Source organism: Paracoccus sp. C2R09, from assembly GCF_018860625.1.
Lineage (GTDB): Bacteria > Pseudomonadota > Alphaproteobacteria > Rhodobacterales > Rhodobacteraceae > Paracoccus.
Genome location: NZ_JAHKQB010000026.1, coordinates 1 through 18311, shown reverse-complemented (window position 1 = coordinate 18311; position 18311 = coordinate 1). Strand labels below are relative to the sequence as shown.

Sequence of the window (18311 nt, the reverse complement as noted above, 5' to 3'; positions counted from 1 at the left end):
TCATGTCATTCTCCCACCTTGATCAGGCTTTTCATCGCCGTGGGGCTTTCGTCCAGCGCCTCGAACGCGCGCTGGATATCGGCAAGCGGGCTGACATTGGTGATGATCTTCTGCGCGTCGATGCGGCCCCCTGCGACCAGTGCGATGGCCTGATCATAGTCCTGCGGTTCATAGACCCGTGCACCGATCAGCTGCAATTCGCGCCAGAAGAACTGGAACAGGTCGATCTGCGGCTTCTTGGCGTGGATCGCGACCATCACGATCCGGGCGCGGGTGGCGGCGATGGCGGTCATAGCATCGACGCCGGGTTGGCTGCCCGATACCTCGAAGACGACATCGGCACCCTTGGTGCCCGTGCGTTCGTCGATCATTGCCTTCAGGTCGGATTCAGCCGGGTTGATGGTGTCGAAGTCCAGACCCTCGGCAATGCTCAGACGGGCGCGGTTCACTTCTGAAATGACGACATTGCCGCCCGCCTCACGCGCGACCATGGCGACCAAAATGCCGATGGGACCGCCGCCGATGACGACGACATCCTCGCCCTGCTGGACATTCGCCAGGCGGACATCGTGACAGGCCACGGCGACCGGTTCAATCAGCGCGGCATGGTCTAGGCGCATGTCGTCGGGCAGCACATGCAGCGTATGAGCCGGGGCGTTCCACAATTCCTGCATGGCCCCGTCGGTATCCAGACCTAGGAATATCTGGTTGTGGCAGATATGGCCGTGGCCGCGCTTGCAGGCCGGACATTCGCCGCAGGGATCAAGAGGGCGCACGACGACTTTCTGGCCGGGGGTCACGTTGGTCACGCCTTCGCCGATCGCCTCGACCACGGCCGACATTTCGTGCCCGACGATGCGGTTCAGGCCAACGCGGGCGTCCATATTGCCGTGGAACACATGCATGTCCGTCCCGCAGATGCCGCAGAAGGCGATGCGCAGCTGCGCCTGACCCGGCCCGGGGGCGGGGGTTTCCGTGCGTTCGACCCGGAAAATGCGATTTCCGCGATAGAAGGCGGCGTCGATCATCGTCATGCGTGCAACTCCTGATGTGCGTTGTTCAGCTTGTCCCAGTCGAAGGTGACACCGACGCCCGGCGCGTCGGGTGCTACGGCGCGGTGATCGCGCAGGCTCAGCGGGGCAAGGGTATAGCGGTCGATGGGAAAGGAATGGACCTCGATCCAGCCGGCATTCGGCTGGGCCGAGACCAGGCTGACATGCAGTTCCTGCATGCCGTGGCTGCAGACCGGCAGGTCATGCGCCTGTGCCAGCTGCGCGACCCGCAGCCAGCCGGTGATGCCGCCGCAATTGCTGGCGTCGGGCTGGATGAAGCCCAGCCGGGCATCTGCGACTGCGTATTCGAATTCGTGGATCGTGTGCAGGTTCTCACCCATCGCCAGAGGAATGGGCGAGGTCTCGGCGATCCGGCCATAGCCCTTGTAATCGTCGGGGATGGTCGGTTCCTCAAACCAGGTGATGTCGAAAGGCGCGAACGCCTGCGCGGCCCTCTGCGCATCCTCGACCGACATCGAGTAATTGGCATCGACCATGAAGGTGACGTCCGGGCCGATCAGCTCGCGTACAGCGCGAACGCGTTCGACATCCTGTTCCAGCGTCGGCTGGCCGATCTTGATCTTCACCCCGTCGAAGCCGGCGGCAAGGTAACCGCGGATCTGGTTCAGAAGCTTCGGCAGGGGAAAGTTCAGATCGATCCCGCCTGCATAGGCGCGACAGTCCCGCGCGCTTCCGCCCGCCATCTGCCACAATGCCTGACCGCTGGCCTTGCCACGCAGATCCCAGAGCGCAATATCGACCGCCGAAATGGCAAAGGACGCGATGCCGCCACGCGCGACATAGTGGACATGCCATTGCATCGCGTCATGCAGGTCCTCGACCGCCGATGCGTCCCGTCCGGTCAGGAAAGGCGCCAGGTCGTGCCGGATCATCGCCAGAATGGCATGTCCGCCCTTCCCGCCGGTATAGGTATAGCCGGTTCCCTCGGACCCGTCCTCCAGCGTGACGGTGGCGGTGATCAGCTGGAAATGGGTGTGATCGCCATGCTTGGCGTCGGTCAGCACCTCGTCCAGCGGTACGTTGAATAGGCGGGCCGTGACGGCCTTGATCCTTGCCATGTCAGGAAAGCTCCTTCTGTGTGGCGCGCGACAGCCGGCTCTGCAGCAGGATCACCAGCAGCAGGAACGCGCCCCGGATGACCATTTGCCAATATGCGCTGAGGCTGATGACGCCGCGCCCGTTCTCGAAATTGAGGATGTTGAAGACAAGGCCCAGCAGCAGGGCCCCCGCGACCGTCGCCCCGACCGAGCCGAGGCCCCCCGTTAGCAGCGTGCCGCCGACGACCACCGACGCGATAGCCGACAGTTCCCAGCCGATGCCTTCGAGCGGCTGGCCGGCGCCGAAGCCCGATGCCAGGAACACCCCGGCCAGCCCCGCGCAGCCGCCGCTGAGCGTATAGACGAATGCCTTGGCACCGCGCGTATTCAGCCCCATCATCGCAGCAGCATCCTCTCCCCCACCGATGGCAAGGACGGTGCGGCCAAGCGATGTCTGTTCCAACAGGATCCACAGCCCGACCACCACGATGGCGGTGATGACGGCGGTCCAGGGCAGCAAGTCGAAGGCCTTGCCCATTCCCAGGCTGGTGAAGTTCGATCCCCAGTCGATGGAAATCGTCTGTGCGCCCGAAATCACCAATGCGCCGCCCTTAGCCCCCAGCATCGTGGCCAGTGTCGCGATGAACGGCGGGATTCGCATGGAGACGACGAAGAAGGCATTCAGCGCCCCCATCGTCAGCCCCGCCATGACCGCGCCGGGCAGGGCGATCTGAATGCCCAAGGGCGACAGATAGGCCGCGACGACCGAGGTGAAGGCCGCGACCGACCCCACCGACAGATCGATCCCGCCAGTCAGGATGACGAAGCACATCCCGACAGAAATGACGATGAACATCGCATTGTAGTTCAGGAAGGACGAGATGTTGTAGGCCCCGCCGAAATTCTCGTATCGCAGCAGGCCGAACAGGATGAGCGCGGCCAGCGCGGCCCAGACCCCGGTGGAATGCCCGCCGCCCCGCAGATGGCGACGCAGATCGAAGGCTGTGGTGACAGACATCGCTTACTCCTTCCGGGCTTGCTGCAAATAGACAGCAGCGATGATGATCGCTGCCTTGGCGATCAGCGCGACCTCGTCGGCGATGCCATTGGCAAGCAGGGTGTATTTCACCAGCTGGATGATGATCGCGCCCAGGATCGCGCCTAAGATCGGTGCGCGCCCGCCCTGCAGCAGGGTGCCGCCGACGACGGCTGCGGCGATCGCGTCCAGCTCCATCAGATTGCCGATCCGCGCCGCATCCGAGGCCGAGTTGATCGCGACGACGATCAGGCCCGCCAGCCCCGCCAATCCGGCACAGATGGCATAGGCGCCGATCTTGACCCTGTGCACCGGAATTCCCGACAGGCGCGCCGCACGCTCGTTCCCGCCCACGGCCAGCAATTGCCGCCCGAAGGTGGACCGCGCCACGACCCATGAGAGGAGGATGGCGATGATCAGGACCAGCCAGCCCTGAAACGGCAGACCCATGACCCGTCCTGTGCCCAGATAGCTGAACGAGGGATGCGAGAAGGTCTGCAGGTTGCCGTTGGTCAGAACCTGCGCCAGCCCGCGCCCCGAAATGAACAGGATCAGGGTCGCCACGATCGGCTGCACGCCGAGCCGGCTGACCAGCAGCCCGTTGAAGACCCCGCAGCAGAACGCGATCAGGATGGGTAGGCCGATGGCGGCGATCAGGCCCGGGACCGGGTTGGCCTGCGCAAATTCCGACAGGAAGATCAGCGGCGCCAATGCGCCGGCCAGCGCCATGACGGCGCCAACGCTAAGGTCGATGCCGCCGGTTGCTATGACCAGCGTCATGCCCATCGCGACGATGGCGATGGTCGCCATCTGGCTGATATTCACGAACAGGGTCTGCGGCTGAAAGAAATTCGGCGTCACGATCAGGTTGAAGATCACGATGACGATTAGTGCGATCCCGGCTCCGTGGCGGGCCGGGTCCAGCGCAAAGCGGCCTTGGTCGGGGGCGTTCATGCGGCGACCTCGCTGTCTTGATGCTGTGCGATGGCGCCGATCAATGCGTCCTGCGTCAGGCCGGGATTGTGCAACTCGCGGACCGAGCGTCCGTCTTGCAGAACCACGATGCGGTCGGCCCCTTCGACCAGTTCCTCGAATTCGGAACTGATCAGCAGGACGGAAAGGCCTGCCGCGACCTGAGCGCGGATGATCGACTGAATCTCGAATTTTGCGCCGACATCGACGCCGCGTGTCGGTTCGTCCAGGATCAGGATCTCGGGTTCCAGCGCCAGCCAGCGCGCCAACAGCACCTTTTGCTGATTTCCGCCCGACAATTCGCGGATCGGCTGTTCCATCCCGGCGGTCTTGATCTGCAGGGCCTTGATGTAATAGTCGGCGATCTCGCGTTCGCGGGCGCGGTCGATGGCGCCGCCCTTTCGCAGTTGTGGCAGGATGGCCAGCGTGATGTTCTCGCGGACAGACAGATGCGGAATGATGCCGTCGACCTTGCGATCCTCGGTCAGGAAACCGATGCGTCGGGTGATCGCGGTCGCGGGATTGTCCAGCGCGGCCCCGCTGTGATGGGTGATCTGCCCGCTGATCAGCGGGTCTAGCCCGAATAGCGCCCGCGCGGTTTCGGTCCGCCCCGATCCCAGCAGACCGCCCAGTCCAAGAATTTCGCCCTTGCGGATGGTCAGATCGACGCCGCGCAGGCCGGTGCGTGTGCGCAGCCCTGTGGCCTGCAACAGGACCGGACCGGGATCGGAATGGCCGCCCGACAGCGCGGTCAGGCCAGCCGTCTGAATCTCACCTGCATCGCGGCCCAACATCTCGGTCACAAGACCTAGCTTGGTCGTATCGGCCACATCATGCGTGGCAACGGTCCTGCCATCGCGCATGACGGTGACGCGGTCGCAGATGCGATAAAGTTCGTCGAGAAAATGCGAGATGTAGAGGACCGCGACCCCGTCCTGCTTCAGGCCGCGAACGACGGAAAACAATGTCTCGATCTCTTGATCGTCCAGCGAGGATGTCGCCTCGTCCATGATCACCAGTTGCGCTTTCAGCGATACGGCGCGGGCGATGGCGACCAGTTGCTGGATCGCGGTCGAATACTGGCCAAGTGGTCGGGTCACGTCGATATCAACGCCGAACCGCGTCAGGATCTGGCGGGTCCGGGCATGCGCGGCCCTCCAGTCAATCAGGCCAAGCCTGGTCCGCGGCTCATAGCCCATGATGACATTCTCGGTCACGCTGCGCAGCGTCACCAGGCTGAGTTCCTGATAGATGGTCGCGATCCCGGCATCCTGTGCCTCGCGGGCGCTGGTGAGCGTCAGGTCGCGCCCCGCCATGCGAACATCGCCCGTATCACGGCGATAGACGCCGGTCAGCACCTTGATCAGCGTGGATTTTCCGGCCCCGTTCTGGCCAATGATGGCGTGAACCTCGCCGGGGCGGATCGACAGATTGGCATCGCTGAGCGCGATGACACCGGCAAATTTCTTGCCGATACCCGTCATTTCGATCAGATCGGTCATCTTGCTTGTCCTGTCGGTGGCGGACCGAGGGCGATGCCCCCCGGTCCTGCGTACCTCAATAGGCTTCGTCGATATGCTCGGCGGCGTTGTCGGCGGTGAAGATCCGATCTTGGACCTGAACCCAGCCGGGGATCTCTTCGCCGGCGGCGTATTTGCCCATTACCTCGCAGGCCAGCGGCCCGAAGAAGGGCGAACTTTCGACCGTCACTCCCATCTTGCCGTCGATGATGGCCTGCAACGCATCGCGCGTGCCGTCGATCGAGACGATTGTCACATCCTCGCCGGGTTTGCGCCCTGCCAGTTCCAGTGCCTGAATAGCCCCAATGGCCATTTCATCGTTATGGGCGTAGACGACATTCACGTCGGGATGCGCCTGCAGCAGCGTCTCCATGACCTGCCGACCCATGTCGCGGGCAAAATCGCCGGTCTGGCTGGCCACGATCTGAAACCGGTCGTCCTGTGCGATGCGTTCGTCGAAGCCCTGCTTGCGGTCATTCGCGGGCGAGGAACCGGTGGTGCCTTCCAGTTCGACGATGATGCCCTGATCCCCCTCGAAATTATCGATCAACCAATCGGCCGCGCGTTCGCCCTGATCGATGAAGTCCGACCCCAAGAAGGCCACGAAATGCTCGCCCGGCTTGGCGACATCTGGATCGACCGAGCGGTCGACCAGAAACACCGGGATACCGGCGGCCTGCGCCTTCATCACGGCTGGGATCAACGGCTTTTCCTCGCGCGGGGGCAGGAACAGCACGTCGATGCCCTGCGCGATCATCGAATCCACATCGGCAACCTGCTTGGCGGCCGAGCCCGCCGCGTCGGTCGCGATCAGATCCCATTTGCAGCTTTCGGCGGTGTCTTGGAACGACTTGGTTTCGGCGATACGCCATGGGTTGTTTGACTCCATCTGCGCGAAGCCGACCTTGTAGTGGTCCTTCTGTTCGAGGGGTGGCGTTTCGGCCAGACCCGTCCCCGCAAGGACGGATAGCAGCGCGGCGCTTGCCAGCAGTTTCTTGGTCATTTTTTCCTCCTCCGTTGTCGATATGCGCCCGCCTCCTCTTGCGGGGCGCGTGGGTTATTCGTCCCAGTTCATGTAAAGCGTCTGTTTGCGCAGATAGCCGTCAAAGCCGTACTGGCCATCCTCGCCGCCAAGGCCGGACTGGCCCCAGCCGTTGTGGAAGGCCTGAAACTGCTCGCCATTGGCGCGGTTCACATAGATCTCGCCGAATTTCAGCGTGGCAGGCGTGCGCATCAGGCGACGGTGATCGCGGGTGAACACATAGGCCGACAGGCCGAAGCCGGTGTCATTGGCCAGTCGCAGAGCGTGGTCGAAATCATCGATGCGCATCGCGGGAACCACCGGGCCGAACACTTCTTCCTGCATGATTGCGGCCGCGTTGTCGGCAACTTCCAGCACGGTCGGGGCATACCAGTGCCCCTTGGCATAGGCACCGTTGGTCATCGGGCCGCCCGGCAGCAGAAGCTGCGCCCCCGCCGCCACGGCCTGATCGACCTGGCGCGCGATCTTGGCGATCTCGGCCCCGCTGACCTTGGGGCCCAGATCGGGATCGCCCATCGGGTCGCCGATCCGCAGCGCCTTCGAGGCCGCGACAAAGCGATCCAGAAACGCGTCCGCGATGTCGCGATGCAGATACATGCGTTCGTTGCAGGTGCAGATCTGCCCGCAATTGGTGTAGCGCGCGGTCACGGCGGCGGCGACGGCGCGGTCCAGATCCGCATCCTCCATCACGATGAACGGGGCCTTGCCGCCCAGTTCCAGCCGCAGGACCTTCATCCCCTCGGCGGCGGTGCGGAAGATCTCGCGTCCGGCGCGGTTGCTGCCTGTCATGGTGATCATCGCGGTCGCGGGATGTTCGACCAGCGCCTGCCCGATGACGGGGCCACGCCCGGTGACGACATTCAGCACCCCGTCGGGGATGCCCGCCTGTTTCGCCAGGGCGGCGATGAACAGACCCGAAAACGGGGTGATCTCATGCGCCAGCATCACGAAGGCGTTGCCCGCAACCAGCGCGGGGCCGATCTTGCGTGCAGCAAGCGCGGCGGGATAGTTCCACGCCGTCAGCCCGACCACGACGCCGTGAGGGTGCCGGCGGATCTGGATTTCTTCGTTCGGATTGTCCGATGCGACGATATCGCCACCGATCCGGCGGGCATTTTCGGCCGCATAATCCAGAAAGCCGACGGTCGCGCCGACTTCGCCACGGGCCTGCGTGATGGGCTTGCCCTGTTCGCGGGTGATCAGGCGTGCGAACTCCTCGGCCCGGTGCTCGATCCGCCGGGCAAGGCGGCTGACCGCGCGCCCGCGTTCGATGGCGGGCAGGGCCGCCCATGCCGGTTGCGCCTGCTCCGCGGACCGGATCGCCTGATCGGCATCCTCGGGCGTGCCTGCGGGGATGGTGCCGATCACGGTTTCATCGGCGGGATTCTCGACCTCGATCACCTCGCGGGGATGCGGGAACAGCCAGTCGCCGCCGACAAACATGCCGCCCTTGATGTGATCTGCCGTCGCGTCGAATGCCATCCCTCGTCCCTTCTGGTCGGACCAAATTATTTGTCGACCATTTACTTTGCACGGCTATCTGTCAATAAATTTCTGAATGACTGCCCGGAAACGTCGATTCAGGGGTGGTTGTCGGAAATATGGTCGCTCCAAAGAGGTTTACGTGATGCAGCAGGAATTTGACTTCATCGTGGTGGGCGGCGGCGCTGCCGGATGTGTGGCCGCCGCGAGACTGGCCAGCGATGGCGGGGCGCATGTCATGCTGCTCGAGGCCGGGTACTCGCATCGGCACCCGCTGTTGGATATGCCGCCGGGGATCTTCAAGATGATCAACGGCACGCGCTTCATGCGCTATCACAAGACGGTGCCGCAGGCGCATCTGGGAGGGCGCGTGCATGATATCCCGCAGGGCCATGTCCTGGGCGGCGGGTCATCGGTCAATGCGCAGGTCTATATGCGCGGTAGGCCCTCGGACTATGACGGCTGGCAGGCGATGCTGCAGGGGGGAAATGATGGCATCGACTGGGGCTGGGACGCCGTCCTGCCCCATTTCCGCAGGATGGAGGGGAACAACCGCCTGCAGAACGACCTGCATGGCGCCGAGGGGCCTTTGCTGGTGTCGGACCCCGGTCATGTCGACCCGATGTCGCGGCTGTTCGTGCAGGCGGCGCAGGGTCTTGGCCTGCCGTTCAACAGCGACTTCAACGGGACGTCGCAAGCGGGCGTGGGCTTCTATCAGTTCATGAACCGCAACGGGCGGCGATCCTCGGCGGCCTATGCCTATGTCACCCCGCAGGAGGAGAATCCCAACCTGACCGTTCGCCTGCAGGCCGAGGTTTTGCGCGTCGACATCCGCGATGGGCGTGCGGTCGGGGTGACCTATCGTGACAAGACCGGGCAGCATCAGGTCACCTGCAGGCGCGAGGTGATCCTGTCGGCCGGGTCGCTAGTCACGCCAAAGCTGCTGATGCTGTCGGGTATCGGCCCCGCTGACCATCTGGCCGAACACGGGATCGCCTGCATCGCGAACCTACCCGGTGTGGGGCAGAACCTGATCGACCACCCCGAGGTGCCGATCACGGCGCGCGTCAACGGACCTTACGGATATTATCGGCAGGGGCAGGGCTGGCGGATGCTGCGCAACGGACTGCAGTTCAAGCTGTTCGGATCGGGGCCCGTGACCTCGGCCGGGGTCGAGGCCGGGGCCTTCGTCAACCCCGACGATCCCACGGCTCCTCCCACGATCCAGGCCTTCTGCGTACCCATCGTCTATGTCGATCGCGACACGCGAGACCTTGTGCAGGATGGGCATGGGCTGACGGTGACGACGGTGGTGGTCAAGCCGAAATCCCGCGGGCATGTGCGCCTGGCCTCAGCGGATCCGGGGGCGATGCCGCTGGTGTCGCCGAACCTGTTGCAGCATCCCGAAGACATGGCCGAGATGATCAAGGGGCAACGGTTCTTCCTGCGCGCATTCGAGCAATCGCCCTTGGCGCAGCGAATCGAACGCGTGATGCTGCCGGACCCGAAGGATCGCGACGAGAATTCCCTGCGCGTCTATTGCCAGCGCTTCGTAAAGACCAATTACCACCCTGCAGGAACCGCTCGGATGGGGCGCCCTGATGATCCGATGGCGGTTCTGGACACAAGGCTGCGTGTGCGTGGCGTCGAAGGCTTGCGCGTCTGCGATCTGTCGGCCATGCCGGATATTAACGCGGGCAACACGCAGGCCCCCGCCATGATGCTAGGCGATCGTTGCGCCGATCTGGTGATGGGTCTCTTGTAGGCCGATATGGGAAGGATGGCAGTCGTGCCGCAGGACGAAGACAAGAAGAACGGACGCGCGGCGGATGATGTCATCCGCTGTCTGGTCGCCAAGATCCATGCAGGGGAATATCCCGACGGGACGCAGCTGCCGCCCGAACGGACGCTGATGGAGGAATACGGCATCAGCCGCACCGTCGTGCGCGAGGCGGTTCAGACCCTATCGCGACAGGGGTTGCTGGAGGCACGGCCCCGCTATCGCCCGATTGTACGCAAGCCGGGTTACGATGCCGCGATCTCGGCTCTCGAGAACGTAGTGACACATCTGCTGAGCGATCAGAAAGGCGTCCGAAATCTGTTCGACACAAGGATTATGATCGAGGCGTCGTTGGTGCGTCGCGCGGCCCGTCATGCCGTCAAGGAGGATATCGCCGCGCTGAAAGCCGCACTGGAGGCTAACGAGGCCGCGATCCCCGACAGCGATCAGTTCTATCAGACCGACCGTGCGTTTCACGGTGTGCTTTATGATATCGCGCGCAACCCGGTCCTGCCCGCGATCCACAGCGCCTATGTCACCTGGCTGTCACCGCAATGGTCGCGGATGCCCCGTCTGCCGCAACGCAACCTTGAGAATTTCGAGGCGCACCAGCGGATTTTCGATGCCATCCTGCTTCGTGACCCCGAACTGGCCGAGCAGGAACTGCGCGACCATCTGGATAGTGCGTGGCTGCAGGTCTGTCGGACATTCGACAAGGCGGATTGATAATGCGGGCGCAGGGCGCCCGCATTACGCCTACTTGCCGACCGCCGAAGGCAGGGCCAGCGACAACTGCGGCACGAAGGCCACAAGCAGCAGCACGACCACCAACGGTATAAGGAATGGCGCAGTCGCGCGCACGCAGCGCTCGAAGCTGACACCCGATACCGCCGCCAGCACATAGAGGACTAGCCCCACCGGCGGGGTCAGCAGCCCGATCATCAGGGCTAGCACAATGACCACTCCGAGATGGACCGGATCGATCCCGACCGAGGTCGCGACGGGAAGCAGCACCGGCACGAGGATGGTGATCGCCGCAATCGTCTCGAGGAACAGGCCCAGCACAAGCACGATCAAAAGAATGGCCAGCATGACGAAGGCCGGACTCTCGGATACGGACAGGATCGAGTTCGACAGATGGGCCGCGATCTGGTTCGAGATCAGGATCCAGGCAAAGATCGCCGCGCTCGCGATGATCAGCAGGATTGCACCTGTCGTCTGAAGCGTGTCGAACATGACGCGCAGCAGGTGTCTCCAGGTCAACGAGCGATAGACGAAACATCCCAGCATAAGAGTCCATGCCACCGCCGCGACGGCGGCCTCGGTTGGGGTGAACGCGCCTGTGGTGATGCCGCCCACGATCAAAGCGGGGGTCATCAGCGGTAGGAAGGCGTGCCGGAAGCTGGTGGCGACATGACGCGGGCTGAATCCTGCGTCGCGGGGATAGCCGCGACGCCAGGAACACCAGCCGACCATGATCATCAACGACAGCGCCATCAGCATGCCGGGTACCAGTCCCGCCATGAACAGCTGTCCGATCGAGGCCGAGGCCATGACGCCGTATACGATCATCGGCAATGACGGCGGAATGATTGGCCCTATGGTCGATGAGGCCGCCGTCACGCCCACGGCGAAATCGACATCATAGCCCGCCTTTCGCATCGCCTTGATCTCGACATTGCCGAGGCCGCCGGCATCAGCCACCGCGGCGCCGGACATCCCTGCGAAAAGGACGCTTGCACCTACATTAACATGGCCCAGCCCGCCCGGCATCCATCCGATCAGTGCACGGGCAAAGGCGAACAGGCGTTCGGTGATGCCCCCGGTATTCATCAGATGTCCGGCAAGGATGAAGAATGGCACCGCGAGCAGCGGGAAACTGTCGACCCCGCCGACCATGCTGTGCAAGACTACCGCATCCGGCATGCCTGCAAGCATGACATAGGCGAATGAGGCGGCCCCGAGGGCCACGCCGACGGGGACGCCGATGACCAGAAGCAGGGTTAGCGTCGCGAACATGACAATCATCGGCATGGTTCAGATGCCTCCGATGGCATGCGAGGCGATATCTTCGGGGCTCCGCCGCGCGATCCGTGTCAGGTTGACAACGCCATAGAGTGCGGCCAGCGCGCAACCGATGGTGATGGCGGTATAGGCATAGGATTTGGGAAAGGGCAGGGTGATCATCATCTGCCGCGACGTGCGCTCGATCATGGTCAGCCCCAGCCATGCCAGCCCGCCGAAGAAGCTGGCGGTGACTAGCTCGTTGAACATCGCAAGCGGCTTGATCGCGGCGCGGGGCAGGTGGCGGAAGACGACACCGATCAGCAGGTGGCTTCCCTGCCGCACGCAAATCGCGGACCCCAGAAAGGTCAGGATGATCAGACAGTATCGCGCGGCCTCTTCCGTCCAGGCGATGCTGTCGTTCAGCACGTATCGGGTGAAGAACTGCAATCCCACGACCAGAACCATGAAGGCGAACAGCGCCAGGGCGGGCGCGTCCTCCCACCGGATCTGGCTAAGGTCGTCGGTGATCTCCTCGTAGTCATCGAAGCTCTCGTTTGGGGTGATCGCCAATTCGGCTACTCCTTAAAGGCGAGCCGGAAACGATATGCGTTTCCGGGCCGATCCGCATTACTCGTTGCCAGGCAGCGCCTGCAGGGCCTCGTATTGTTCGGCGGTGAACGGCACGTCGGATTCCAGCAGAACCGGCGTGACCGCTTCGATGAATGGTCCGCGATCGACGTTGTGGACGTTTACCCCCTGATCGCGGAACCAGTCCGCAAGCTCGGCTTCGGCGGCGACGATCTTGTCCGTGACGGTGGTGGCATTCTCCTTTAGCAGATCGCGCAGGATCTCGGCATCCTCGTCGCCCAATCGGGAATAGGTCATCGGAGACACCAGCGTCAGCGTCGAGTTCATGATGTGTCCGGTCAGGCTGATATCGCTCTGGACCTCGTGAAGCTTCTTGGCTTGGATGGTCGTCAGCGGGTTTTCCTGTGCGTCCACGACGCCCTGCTGCAGTCCCAGATACACTTCGGAGAACGCCATAGGTGTCGGGTTCGCACCTGTTGCCTCGGGGAAGATCAGATATGCGGGGGCGTTCGGAACGCGGATCTTCAGCCCTTCCATGTCGGCAGGCTCCAGGACCGGCTTGTTGGCGGTTACATGCCGTGCGCCGTAGTAGCTGACGGCAGCGACCTCGACCCCGCCCATGGCGGCGCCCAGTTCATTCTTCATGTCCGCCAGCAGCTCGCTTTCGCGGAAGGCCTGCCAATGATCGATTCCCCGCAGCGTGAAGGGATAGTCGGTCATGCCGATCGGCGCATAATAGGCGGATACGAAACCGATACCGGTATAGATGAGATCGACCGTGCCAAGGCTCAGGCCCTCGGACAGCGCCAGCTCCTCGCCCAAGGACGAAGCCGGAAAGACCTCGATGGTCACCCGACCCTCGGTTGCAGCTTCGATCTTCTCTGCAACGTCCAGCGCGCCTTGATGCAGCGGGTGGCCGGTCTCGTAGACATGGGCGAATTTTAGGGTCGTCTGCGCAAGCGCCTGCGTAGATACCGTGCAGGACAAGGCACAGGCAAGTGTAAGAATAATCTTCATGTTCTCCTCCCTCATTGCGGACCGCTAGTTTGGTCCGACCATAATAGGGTCAGTGATACCTTGAGATGTCAACACTATTTCTCTGGGCAAAGAAATGTAGCGCCCGCGGAGGGGTATTCCTCCGTTGGAACATGCTTACGGAAAGATATTTTAGTCATACCATGAAGAATCCCATGCATGGATGGTTGCCAGCGACCGCTACCTTGAATGGCCGAATGATCAGGCGGCGATCACGGGTGTGTCGGATTTGGGGACTATGGCCGCCATCGCGCCTGGATATTCGGACGATACCACCCGCGATCCCTGCGCCTCTGCGCGAGCTTCACATGGGGACGGCGCCCCGCAGTCTTTGCATGCGCCGATCATGGCTTCGCAGGCGCAATTCGAAAGCTCGCTAGCCACTGCGCGTTCTCACTGAGGAACGGAAGCCTCATGGCAAAGCGGGGTCGTTCCGCGCGGTGCCTGCGCGATCTTGTGCAGACGGACAGGCGTCGACGGATCCGCAGTGCCTGCCCGGGCTTCGCTCGGATTCCCGAGAGTTCGGCTGGGTTTTAACGGTGTGATCTTATGGAAGCATCGGAAGGAACCACCATGGGCCACGTTCCTTACGGTAGCGCGACGGCCACGCGTGCAGTCGGGCCTGCAATACTGGGATCGTAAGCATCGCTCGTATTGACCTGCTGCAGCATATTCTCGCCCCCCGGGCGACGAGGGTCCGGCTGAACGTGCCGGCCAGTCCGCCGCGTGGTGACAGGCAGATTGAGAGTTACGGAATGCCCCGATGCTGACGCATGAGGGCCCGGGCATGAAGCCGCGCTGTCGAGATGTTGCGGCACCAGGCACCCTCTTTGCCGCCATGTCGCATCGGGCAGAATTACTGTCGCCCAGGGCGCGGCCCACTTTTCGCGCGCAGGAGCAAGTGAGGTTTTCAATTTACGCCATGGCGTAACAGATCGATTTTTACGTTGCAGCGTAATTCGTTCGGATTTACGCTGCTCCGTAAAAGGAGACGGGTCATGGAGCTTTCCGCACGCACAGCCGAACAGATCGGCGAGGCGATCCGCCGGACGCGCAAATTGCGCGGCTGGACGCAGGGTGACATCAGCGATCGAACAAATTTGCGCGTCGCGACGATCTCCTCGCTCGAGAATGGCGATGCCGGCACCAAGCTTGCCACGGTCCTTGCGATCATGGCCGCCCTCGGGCTCGAGTTCCGTCTGGTCGCGCGCGGCGGGTCGATCGAAATCGAGGATATCTTCTGATGGCGAAACATGGGCGCAGCGGCGCGATGCAGGTGGTTCTGAATGGGCGACTAGTGGGGGTTCTGAGTCTGGCGGGCAGCGGCGCGATCAGCTTTGCCTACGACCCGGGTTGGCTGTCTTGGGAACATGCTATGCCGATCTCGCTTTCGCTGCCTTTGCGCGAAGAGGCACATCGGGGCGGTCCCGTCATCGCCTACCTGGAAAACCTGCTGCCGGACAACCTGCGGATCCGGGAACGCGTCGCCGCGCGAGTGCGTGCCGGCGGCACGGATGCGTGGCATATGCTGGAAAAGATCGGGCGCGATTGCGTGGGTGCCCTGCAGTTCGTGTCGGGCGACGTCCCCGAGATCGGCCAGCTTGCAGGAGAGACCGTATCCGAGGCGCAGATCGCGGATATGCTGCGCAATCTTGCAAGCGCCCCGCTAGGGTTGAACGAAGACGACGACTTCCGCATCTCCATCGCCGGTGCGCAGGAGAAAACAGCCCTGCTACGGCACGAGAACGCCTGGATCCGTCCCTCGGGTCTGACCCCCACGACGCATATCCTCAAGACCCAGCTTGGGGTGTTGCCTGCCGGGATCGATTTATCCGACAGCGTTGAGAACGAGTATTTTTGCATGCGTTTCTGCCGTGCCATGGGTGTGGATGTCGCAGAGGTCGAGATCGCGGATTTCGAGGATGTGCGCAGCCTCGTGGTGACGCGGTTCGATCGGCGCTGGACCAGGGACGGACGCCTGATCCGCCTTCCGCAGGAGGATTTCTGCCAGGCCCTGACAGTTCCGCCTAGCCGAAAATACCAGATGGATGGCGGGCCGGGGATTGCCGAAGGGATCGCGCTGCTGGCCGGAAGTGACGACCCCGCAGCGAATCAGAGGACCTTTTTTCGCGCGCAGGCGCTTTTCTGGCTGCTAGGTGCGACCGACGGGCATGCCAAGAACTTCAGCATTGCATTGCGTCCCGGAGGATTCCGCATGACCCCGCTCTACGATGTGCTGAGCGCCCAGAAGGCGGTGGATGACGGTCAGATTCGTCAGAACCGGATGCGTCTTGCGATGGCGGTCGATGGCCACTACCGGATCAACGAGGTGGTCCCGCGCCATTTTCTACAGTCGGCCAGGGCTGCAGGCTATGGTGTCGCGCTGGCCGAGGAAGTCTTGTCGGGCATCTTGCCGGAACTGGAACCCGCGCTGGAAAGAACGCTCGCGGACCTGCCCGATGGCTTTCCCCAGCCACTGGCAGAGGCCATCTGCGCCGGCGTACGGCGTCGTGCAGGCGCGTTTCGCGCCCTGTAACCAGCCTTGCTGAATGCGTTCGGCACAGCCGGCCATGAGCCTTGTGTTGCTTGGCGTGTGGACTGCGCGACATGGAATTGGCGTTGTTGCGTAACTCACGCTTGCAAAGTGATGCCCTCTTTCCTGTCGGTCATCATTCCAAGCGGCCGATCTCGGCCATTCGGCGGAACCACAAGCGGTTCATGAGCGCAATGCGGATATGAATTCGGACGTGGCATCCCGTCCAGCGCTCCCAGAATGTCCGGTCGTTCCTGCGGATGGGGATGCCAGCTATCGCCCGTCGGTAGATGACAGCGGGGCGGCAGCGACGGGTGTCGTAGGCCGCTTCGCAGTGACAGTGCCGATGCCCCACTCCCCGGGGCGGGGGGATCTGGTCGAGCATGGCATCTGCCAGCAGACGCTTCAGCTTGCCGTTCTCGTCTTCGAGCGCCTTTAGCCTTCGGGCATCGGACACGTCCATGCCGCCATACTTGGCCTTGACCTCGTAGAACGTTGCCGGGCTGAGACCATGCCGGTGACAGATCTCCGCCGTCGCCATGCCGGCTTCCTGCTCCTTGGTCATCCCAACAATCTGGGCCTCGGGGAAGCTCCCTGGATCGCAGCCATCTTCATCTTTGACGTCGATGCGGATTTCGAAACACGCGACGCCGCCCTGTAGGAAATCGGCGGCATCGTAATGTCGGTCATCGGGGACCGATGATCATAGGCCCCGGCCACGGCGCGGAAGTTGGGTTCATTCCCCTTTTCCGCCGCGGCGTCCACAGGTTTTTCGACCGCGCCATTGCCCCTGGCGAAACGAAAGTCCGGTCTCAGGCGGTCTTGATCTGCGGCTCTTCCACGTCGGCGTTTCTAAGCTGCGCTGCGATGATCTCGGTAAACGGCAGGGTAGGGTTTGCTTCGGCAAGCATACCAACCTTTATCCAGAACTCGGCCTGCGCATTGATTGATCGGCACATCACCGCGCTGGATTTTCGCAGTTCCTCGTGCAGGTCATCCCCGATCTTGACGATGCCCATCGACGCACCCTCTGCTATTATATATAAAACGTATACGAAGCGTATAATGGCTAGTCGGGATGCGGTCAATCCGATCTGACGTTTTCACATTAGGGGAGGTATCTTGAACGGCTACATCAACCTTTCGGTAGCGCCAAAGGCGGCCGATGCCCGCCGGACCGCTGCCATCAAGCTTTACGGGCCAGATGCGTTCGAGGGGATGCGCCGGGCCGGGGCCCTAACCGCGCGATGTCTGGACGGTGTCGCTGATCTGGTACGAGACGGAACCGCGCTGGCGCAGATAGATGTATTTGTCCGCGACTTCGCGAGTGCCCATGGCGCCCAGCCCGCGACGCTTGGCTATCAGGGCTATCAATATGCCTGCTGCACCTCGGTCAACCATGTGGTCTGTCACGGATCGCCGACCGGGAAGGTCTTGCGCAACGGCGATATCGTCAATGTCGACGTCACCCTGATCCTTGATGGATGGCATGGCGATTCAAGTCGAATGTATGTCATTGAAGTCCCCGGACTTGCCGCCGAGCGGCTGATCCGGGTCGCATATGAGGCGATGATGCAGGGGATCGCTGCGGTACGACCGGGAGCGCGCCTGGGGGATATCGGCCATGCGATCCAGTCCTACGCCCAATCCCGGCGTTGCTCGGTGGTGCGCGACTTTTGCGGTCATGGCATCGGACAAGTTTTTCACGATTCCCCAGATATTCTGAACTTCGGCAGGCCGGGGACCGGCCCAGAACTGCGCGAAGGGATGATTTTCACGGTCGAGCCGATGGTCAATCTTGGGCGCGGTGATGTGAAGACGCTTGCCGATGATTGGACAGTCGTGACCCGGGACAAAAGCCTGTCGGCCCAGTTCGAGCATTCGATCGGCGTCACTGCCGACGGCTACGAGATCTTCACGCTCTCACCGACAGGACGCCACTCGCCTGGCATTACGCTCAGGCCGACTTCGGCATAGTGATAGTGGACGATATCCTTCCTCATCGGGGCGTACGTAGTTTGTCGTACTCCAACCGCGCAGCGGACCAGACCGACCTATCCGGTTACTACATTCTCACAGCTGGTTTTGGTTACTGGCGCATGAGGCTAACGCTCGGTAGCTGCGGCTAGTTTCACCGTTTCGGAGCGATGAATCATGCCTTCCAGTAGAGATCAATGGGTCCTCATCCTAGGTGTTTGATCCCACG

The 18311-nt window shown here is 62.5% G+C and carries 16 protein-coding genes and 1 pseudogene; 5 read left to right on the top strand and 12 right to left on the bottom strand.

All coding sequences use genetic code 11. From position 1 onward, the window contains the following. Positions 1–5 precede the first annotated feature (5 nt). From KO490_RS10235 to KO490_RS10205, 7 genes are read right to left on the bottom strand one after another with little or no spacing between them, the layout of a single operon-like run. Entirely contained in the window at positions 6–1034 is a 1029-nt protein-coding gene (locus KO490_RS10235; protein ID WP_216019330.1) for a zinc-binding dehydrogenase, read from the bottom strand. Then, a complete protein-coding gene (locus KO490_RS10230) occupies positions 1031–2131 on the bottom strand; it encodes a mandelate racemase/muconate lactonizing enzyme family protein (RefSeq protein ID WP_216019329.1) in 1101 nt (366 codons plus the stop codon). Before KO490_RS10230 ends, KO490_RS10235 begins: the two co-directional genes overlap by 4 nt. A gap of 1 nt (position 2132) precedes the next feature. Beyond that, positions 2133–3128, bottom strand: a complete 996-nt coding sequence (locus tag KO490_RS10225; protein ID WP_216019328.1) for an ABC transporter permease — start codon at positions 3126–3128, stop codon at positions 2133–2135. Positions 3129–3131: 3 nt separating this feature from the next. Then, entirely contained in the window at positions 3132–4100 is a 969-nt protein-coding gene (locus KO490_RS10220; protein WP_216019327.1) for an ABC transporter permease, read from the bottom strand. Beyond that, a complete protein-coding gene (locus tag KO490_RS10215) occupies positions 4097–5620 on the bottom strand; it encodes a sugar ABC transporter ATP-binding protein (RefSeq protein ID WP_252727124.1) in 1524 nt (507 codons plus the stop codon). The genes KO490_RS10220 and KO490_RS10215 overlap by 4 nt, the downstream gene beginning before the upstream one ends. A gap of 55 nt (positions 5621–5675) precedes the next feature. Next, on the bottom strand, positions 5676–6641 hold the full coding sequence (locus KO490_RS10210; RefSeq protein ID WP_216019326.1) for an ABC transporter substrate-binding protein: 966 nt from the start codon (positions 6639–6641) through the stop codon (positions 5676–5678). Positions 6642–6695: 54 nt separating this feature from the next. After that, positions 6696–8162: an aldehyde dehydrogenase family protein gene (locus KO490_RS10205; RefSeq protein ID WP_216019325.1), complete on the bottom strand. Its 1467-nt coding sequence runs from the start codon at positions 8160–8162 to the stop codon at positions 6696–6698. A 145-nt stretch (positions 8163–8307) separates the two neighbouring features. Here KO490_RS10205 and KO490_RS10200 point away from each other — a divergent pair, with 145 nt between their 5' ends. Both KO490_RS10200 and KO490_RS10195 read left to right on the top strand, forming a co-directional pair. Further along, positions 8308–9927 (top strand): GMC family oxidoreductase, encoded by a 1620-nt coding sequence (locus KO490_RS10200; RefSeq protein WP_216019324.1) that lies wholly within the window; start codon positions 8308–8310, stop codon positions 9925–9927. Positions 9928–9951: 24 nt separating this feature from the next. Then, the gene (locus KO490_RS10195) at positions 9952–10668 is read left to right on the top strand and encodes a FadR/GntR family transcriptional regulator (protein ID WP_216019323.1); all 717 of its coding nucleotides are present in this window, start codon (positions 9952–9954) and stop codon (positions 10666–10668) included. 30 nt (positions 10669–10698) lie between these two features. On the opposite strand, the gene KO490_RS10190 is transcribed toward KO490_RS10195, so the two are convergent. The 3 genes from KO490_RS10190 to KO490_RS10180 are packed head-to-tail and all read right to left on the bottom strand — an operon-like array spanning position 10699 to position 13554. Further along, positions 10699–11976: a TRAP transporter large permease gene (locus tag KO490_RS10190; protein ID WP_216019322.1), complete on the bottom strand. Its 1278-nt coding sequence runs from the start codon at positions 11974–11976 to the stop codon at positions 10699–10701. 3 nt (positions 11977–11979) lie between these two features. Beyond that, on the bottom strand, positions 11980–12519 hold the full coding sequence (locus KO490_RS10185; protein WP_216019321.1) for a TRAP transporter small permease: 540 nt from the start codon (positions 12517–12519) through the stop codon (positions 11980–11982). Positions 12520–12576: 57 nt separating this feature from the next. Beyond that, positions 12577–13554: a sialic acid TRAP transporter substrate-binding protein SiaP gene (locus KO490_RS10180; RefSeq protein WP_216019320.1), complete on the bottom strand. Its 978-nt coding sequence runs from the start codon at positions 13552–13554 to the stop codon at positions 12577–12579. A gap of 1016 nt (positions 13555–14570) precedes the next feature. On the opposite strand from KO490_RS10180, the gene KO490_RS10175 reads away from it, so the two are divergent. Further along, positions 14571–14816, top strand: coding sequence for a helix-turn-helix domain-containing protein (locus tag KO490_RS10175; protein ID WP_216019319.1), 246 nt, complete (start codon positions 14571–14573; stop codon positions 14814–14816). Then, positions 14816–16108: a type II toxin-antitoxin system HipA family toxin gene (locus KO490_RS10170; protein WP_216019318.1), complete on the top strand. Its 1293-nt coding sequence runs from the start codon at positions 14816–14818 to the stop codon at positions 16106–16108. The genes KO490_RS10175 and KO490_RS10170 overlap by 1 nt, the downstream gene beginning before the upstream one ends. A 367-nt stretch (positions 16109–16475) precedes the next feature. On the opposite strand, the pseudogene KO490_RS10165 reads toward KO490_RS10170, so the two are convergent. Both KO490_RS10165 and KO490_RS10160 read right to left on the bottom strand, forming a co-directional pair. Next, positions 16476–16733 (bottom strand): annotated as a pseudogene (locus tag KO490_RS10165) (transposase); the annotation flags it as partial. Positions 16734–16917: 184 nt separating this feature from the next. Further along, complete coding sequence (locus KO490_RS10160) at positions 16918–17124, bottom strand: ParD-like family protein (RefSeq protein ID WP_216019317.1); 207 nt, start codon at positions 17122–17124, stop codon at positions 16918–16920. A 103-nt stretch (positions 17125–17227) separates the two neighbouring features. Between KO490_RS10160 and map the strand changes: the two genes are divergently transcribed. After that, on the top strand, positions 17228–18082 hold the full coding sequence (gene map / locus KO490_RS10155) for a type I methionyl aminopeptidase (protein WP_216019316.1): 855 nt from the start codon (positions 17228–17230) through the stop codon (positions 18080–18082). Positions 18083–18311 lie beyond the last annotated feature (229 nt).

What these genes read in the sequence shown, in the direction of transcription:
- KO490_RS10235 (WP_216019330.1), bottom strand. Translation starts at nt 1,034, where the DNA reads ATGACGATGATCGACGCCGCCTTCTATCGCGGAAATCGCATTTTCCGG.
- KO490_RS10230 (WP_216019329.1), bottom strand. Translation starts at nt 2,131, where the DNA reads ATGGCAAGGATCAAGGCCGTCACGGCCCGCCTATTCAACGTACCGCTG.
- KO490_RS10225 (WP_216019328.1), bottom strand. Translation starts at nt 3,128, where the DNA reads ATGTCTGTCACCACAGCCTTCGATCTGCGTCGCCATCTGCGGGGCGGC.
- KO490_RS10220 (WP_216019327.1), bottom strand. Translation starts at nt 4,100, where the DNA reads ATGAACGCCCCCGACCAAGGCCGCTTTGCGCTGGACCCGGCCCGCCAC.
- KO490_RS10215 (WP_252727124.1), bottom strand. Translation starts at nt 5,620, where the DNA reads ATGACCGATCTGATCGAAATGACGGGTATCGGCAAGAAATTTGCCGGT.
- KO490_RS10210 (WP_216019326.1), bottom strand. Translation starts at nt 6,641, where the DNA reads ATGACCAAGAAACTGCTGGCAAGCGCCGCGCTGCTATCCGTCCTTGCG.
- KO490_RS10205 (WP_216019325.1), bottom strand. Translation starts at nt 8,162, where the DNA reads ATGGCATTCGACGCGACGGCAGATCACATCAAGGGCGGCATGTTTGTC.
- KO490_RS10200 (WP_216019324.1), top strand. Translation starts at nt 8,308, where the DNA reads ATGCAGCAGGAATTTGACTTCATCGTGGTGGGCGGCGGCGCTGCCGGA.
- KO490_RS10190 (WP_216019322.1), bottom strand. Translation starts at nt 11,976, where the DNA reads ATGCCGATGATTGTCATGTTCGCGACGCTAACCCTGCTTCTGGTCATC.
- KO490_RS10180 (WP_216019320.1), bottom strand. Translation starts at nt 13,554, where the DNA reads ATGAAGATTATTCTTACACTTGCCTGTGCCTTGTCCTGCACGGTATCT.
- KO490_RS10175 (WP_216019319.1), top strand. Translation starts at nt 14,571, where the DNA reads ATGGAGCTTTCCGCACGCACAGCCGAACAGATCGGCGAGGCGATCCGC.
- KO490_RS10170 (WP_216019318.1), top strand. Translation starts at nt 14,816, where the DNA reads ATGGCGAAACATGGGCGCAGCGGCGCGATGCAGGTGGTTCTGAATGGG.
- KO490_RS10160 (WP_216019317.1), bottom strand. Translation starts at nt 17,124, where the DNA reads ATGGGCATCGTCAAGATCGGGGATGACCTGCACGAGGAACTGCGAAAA.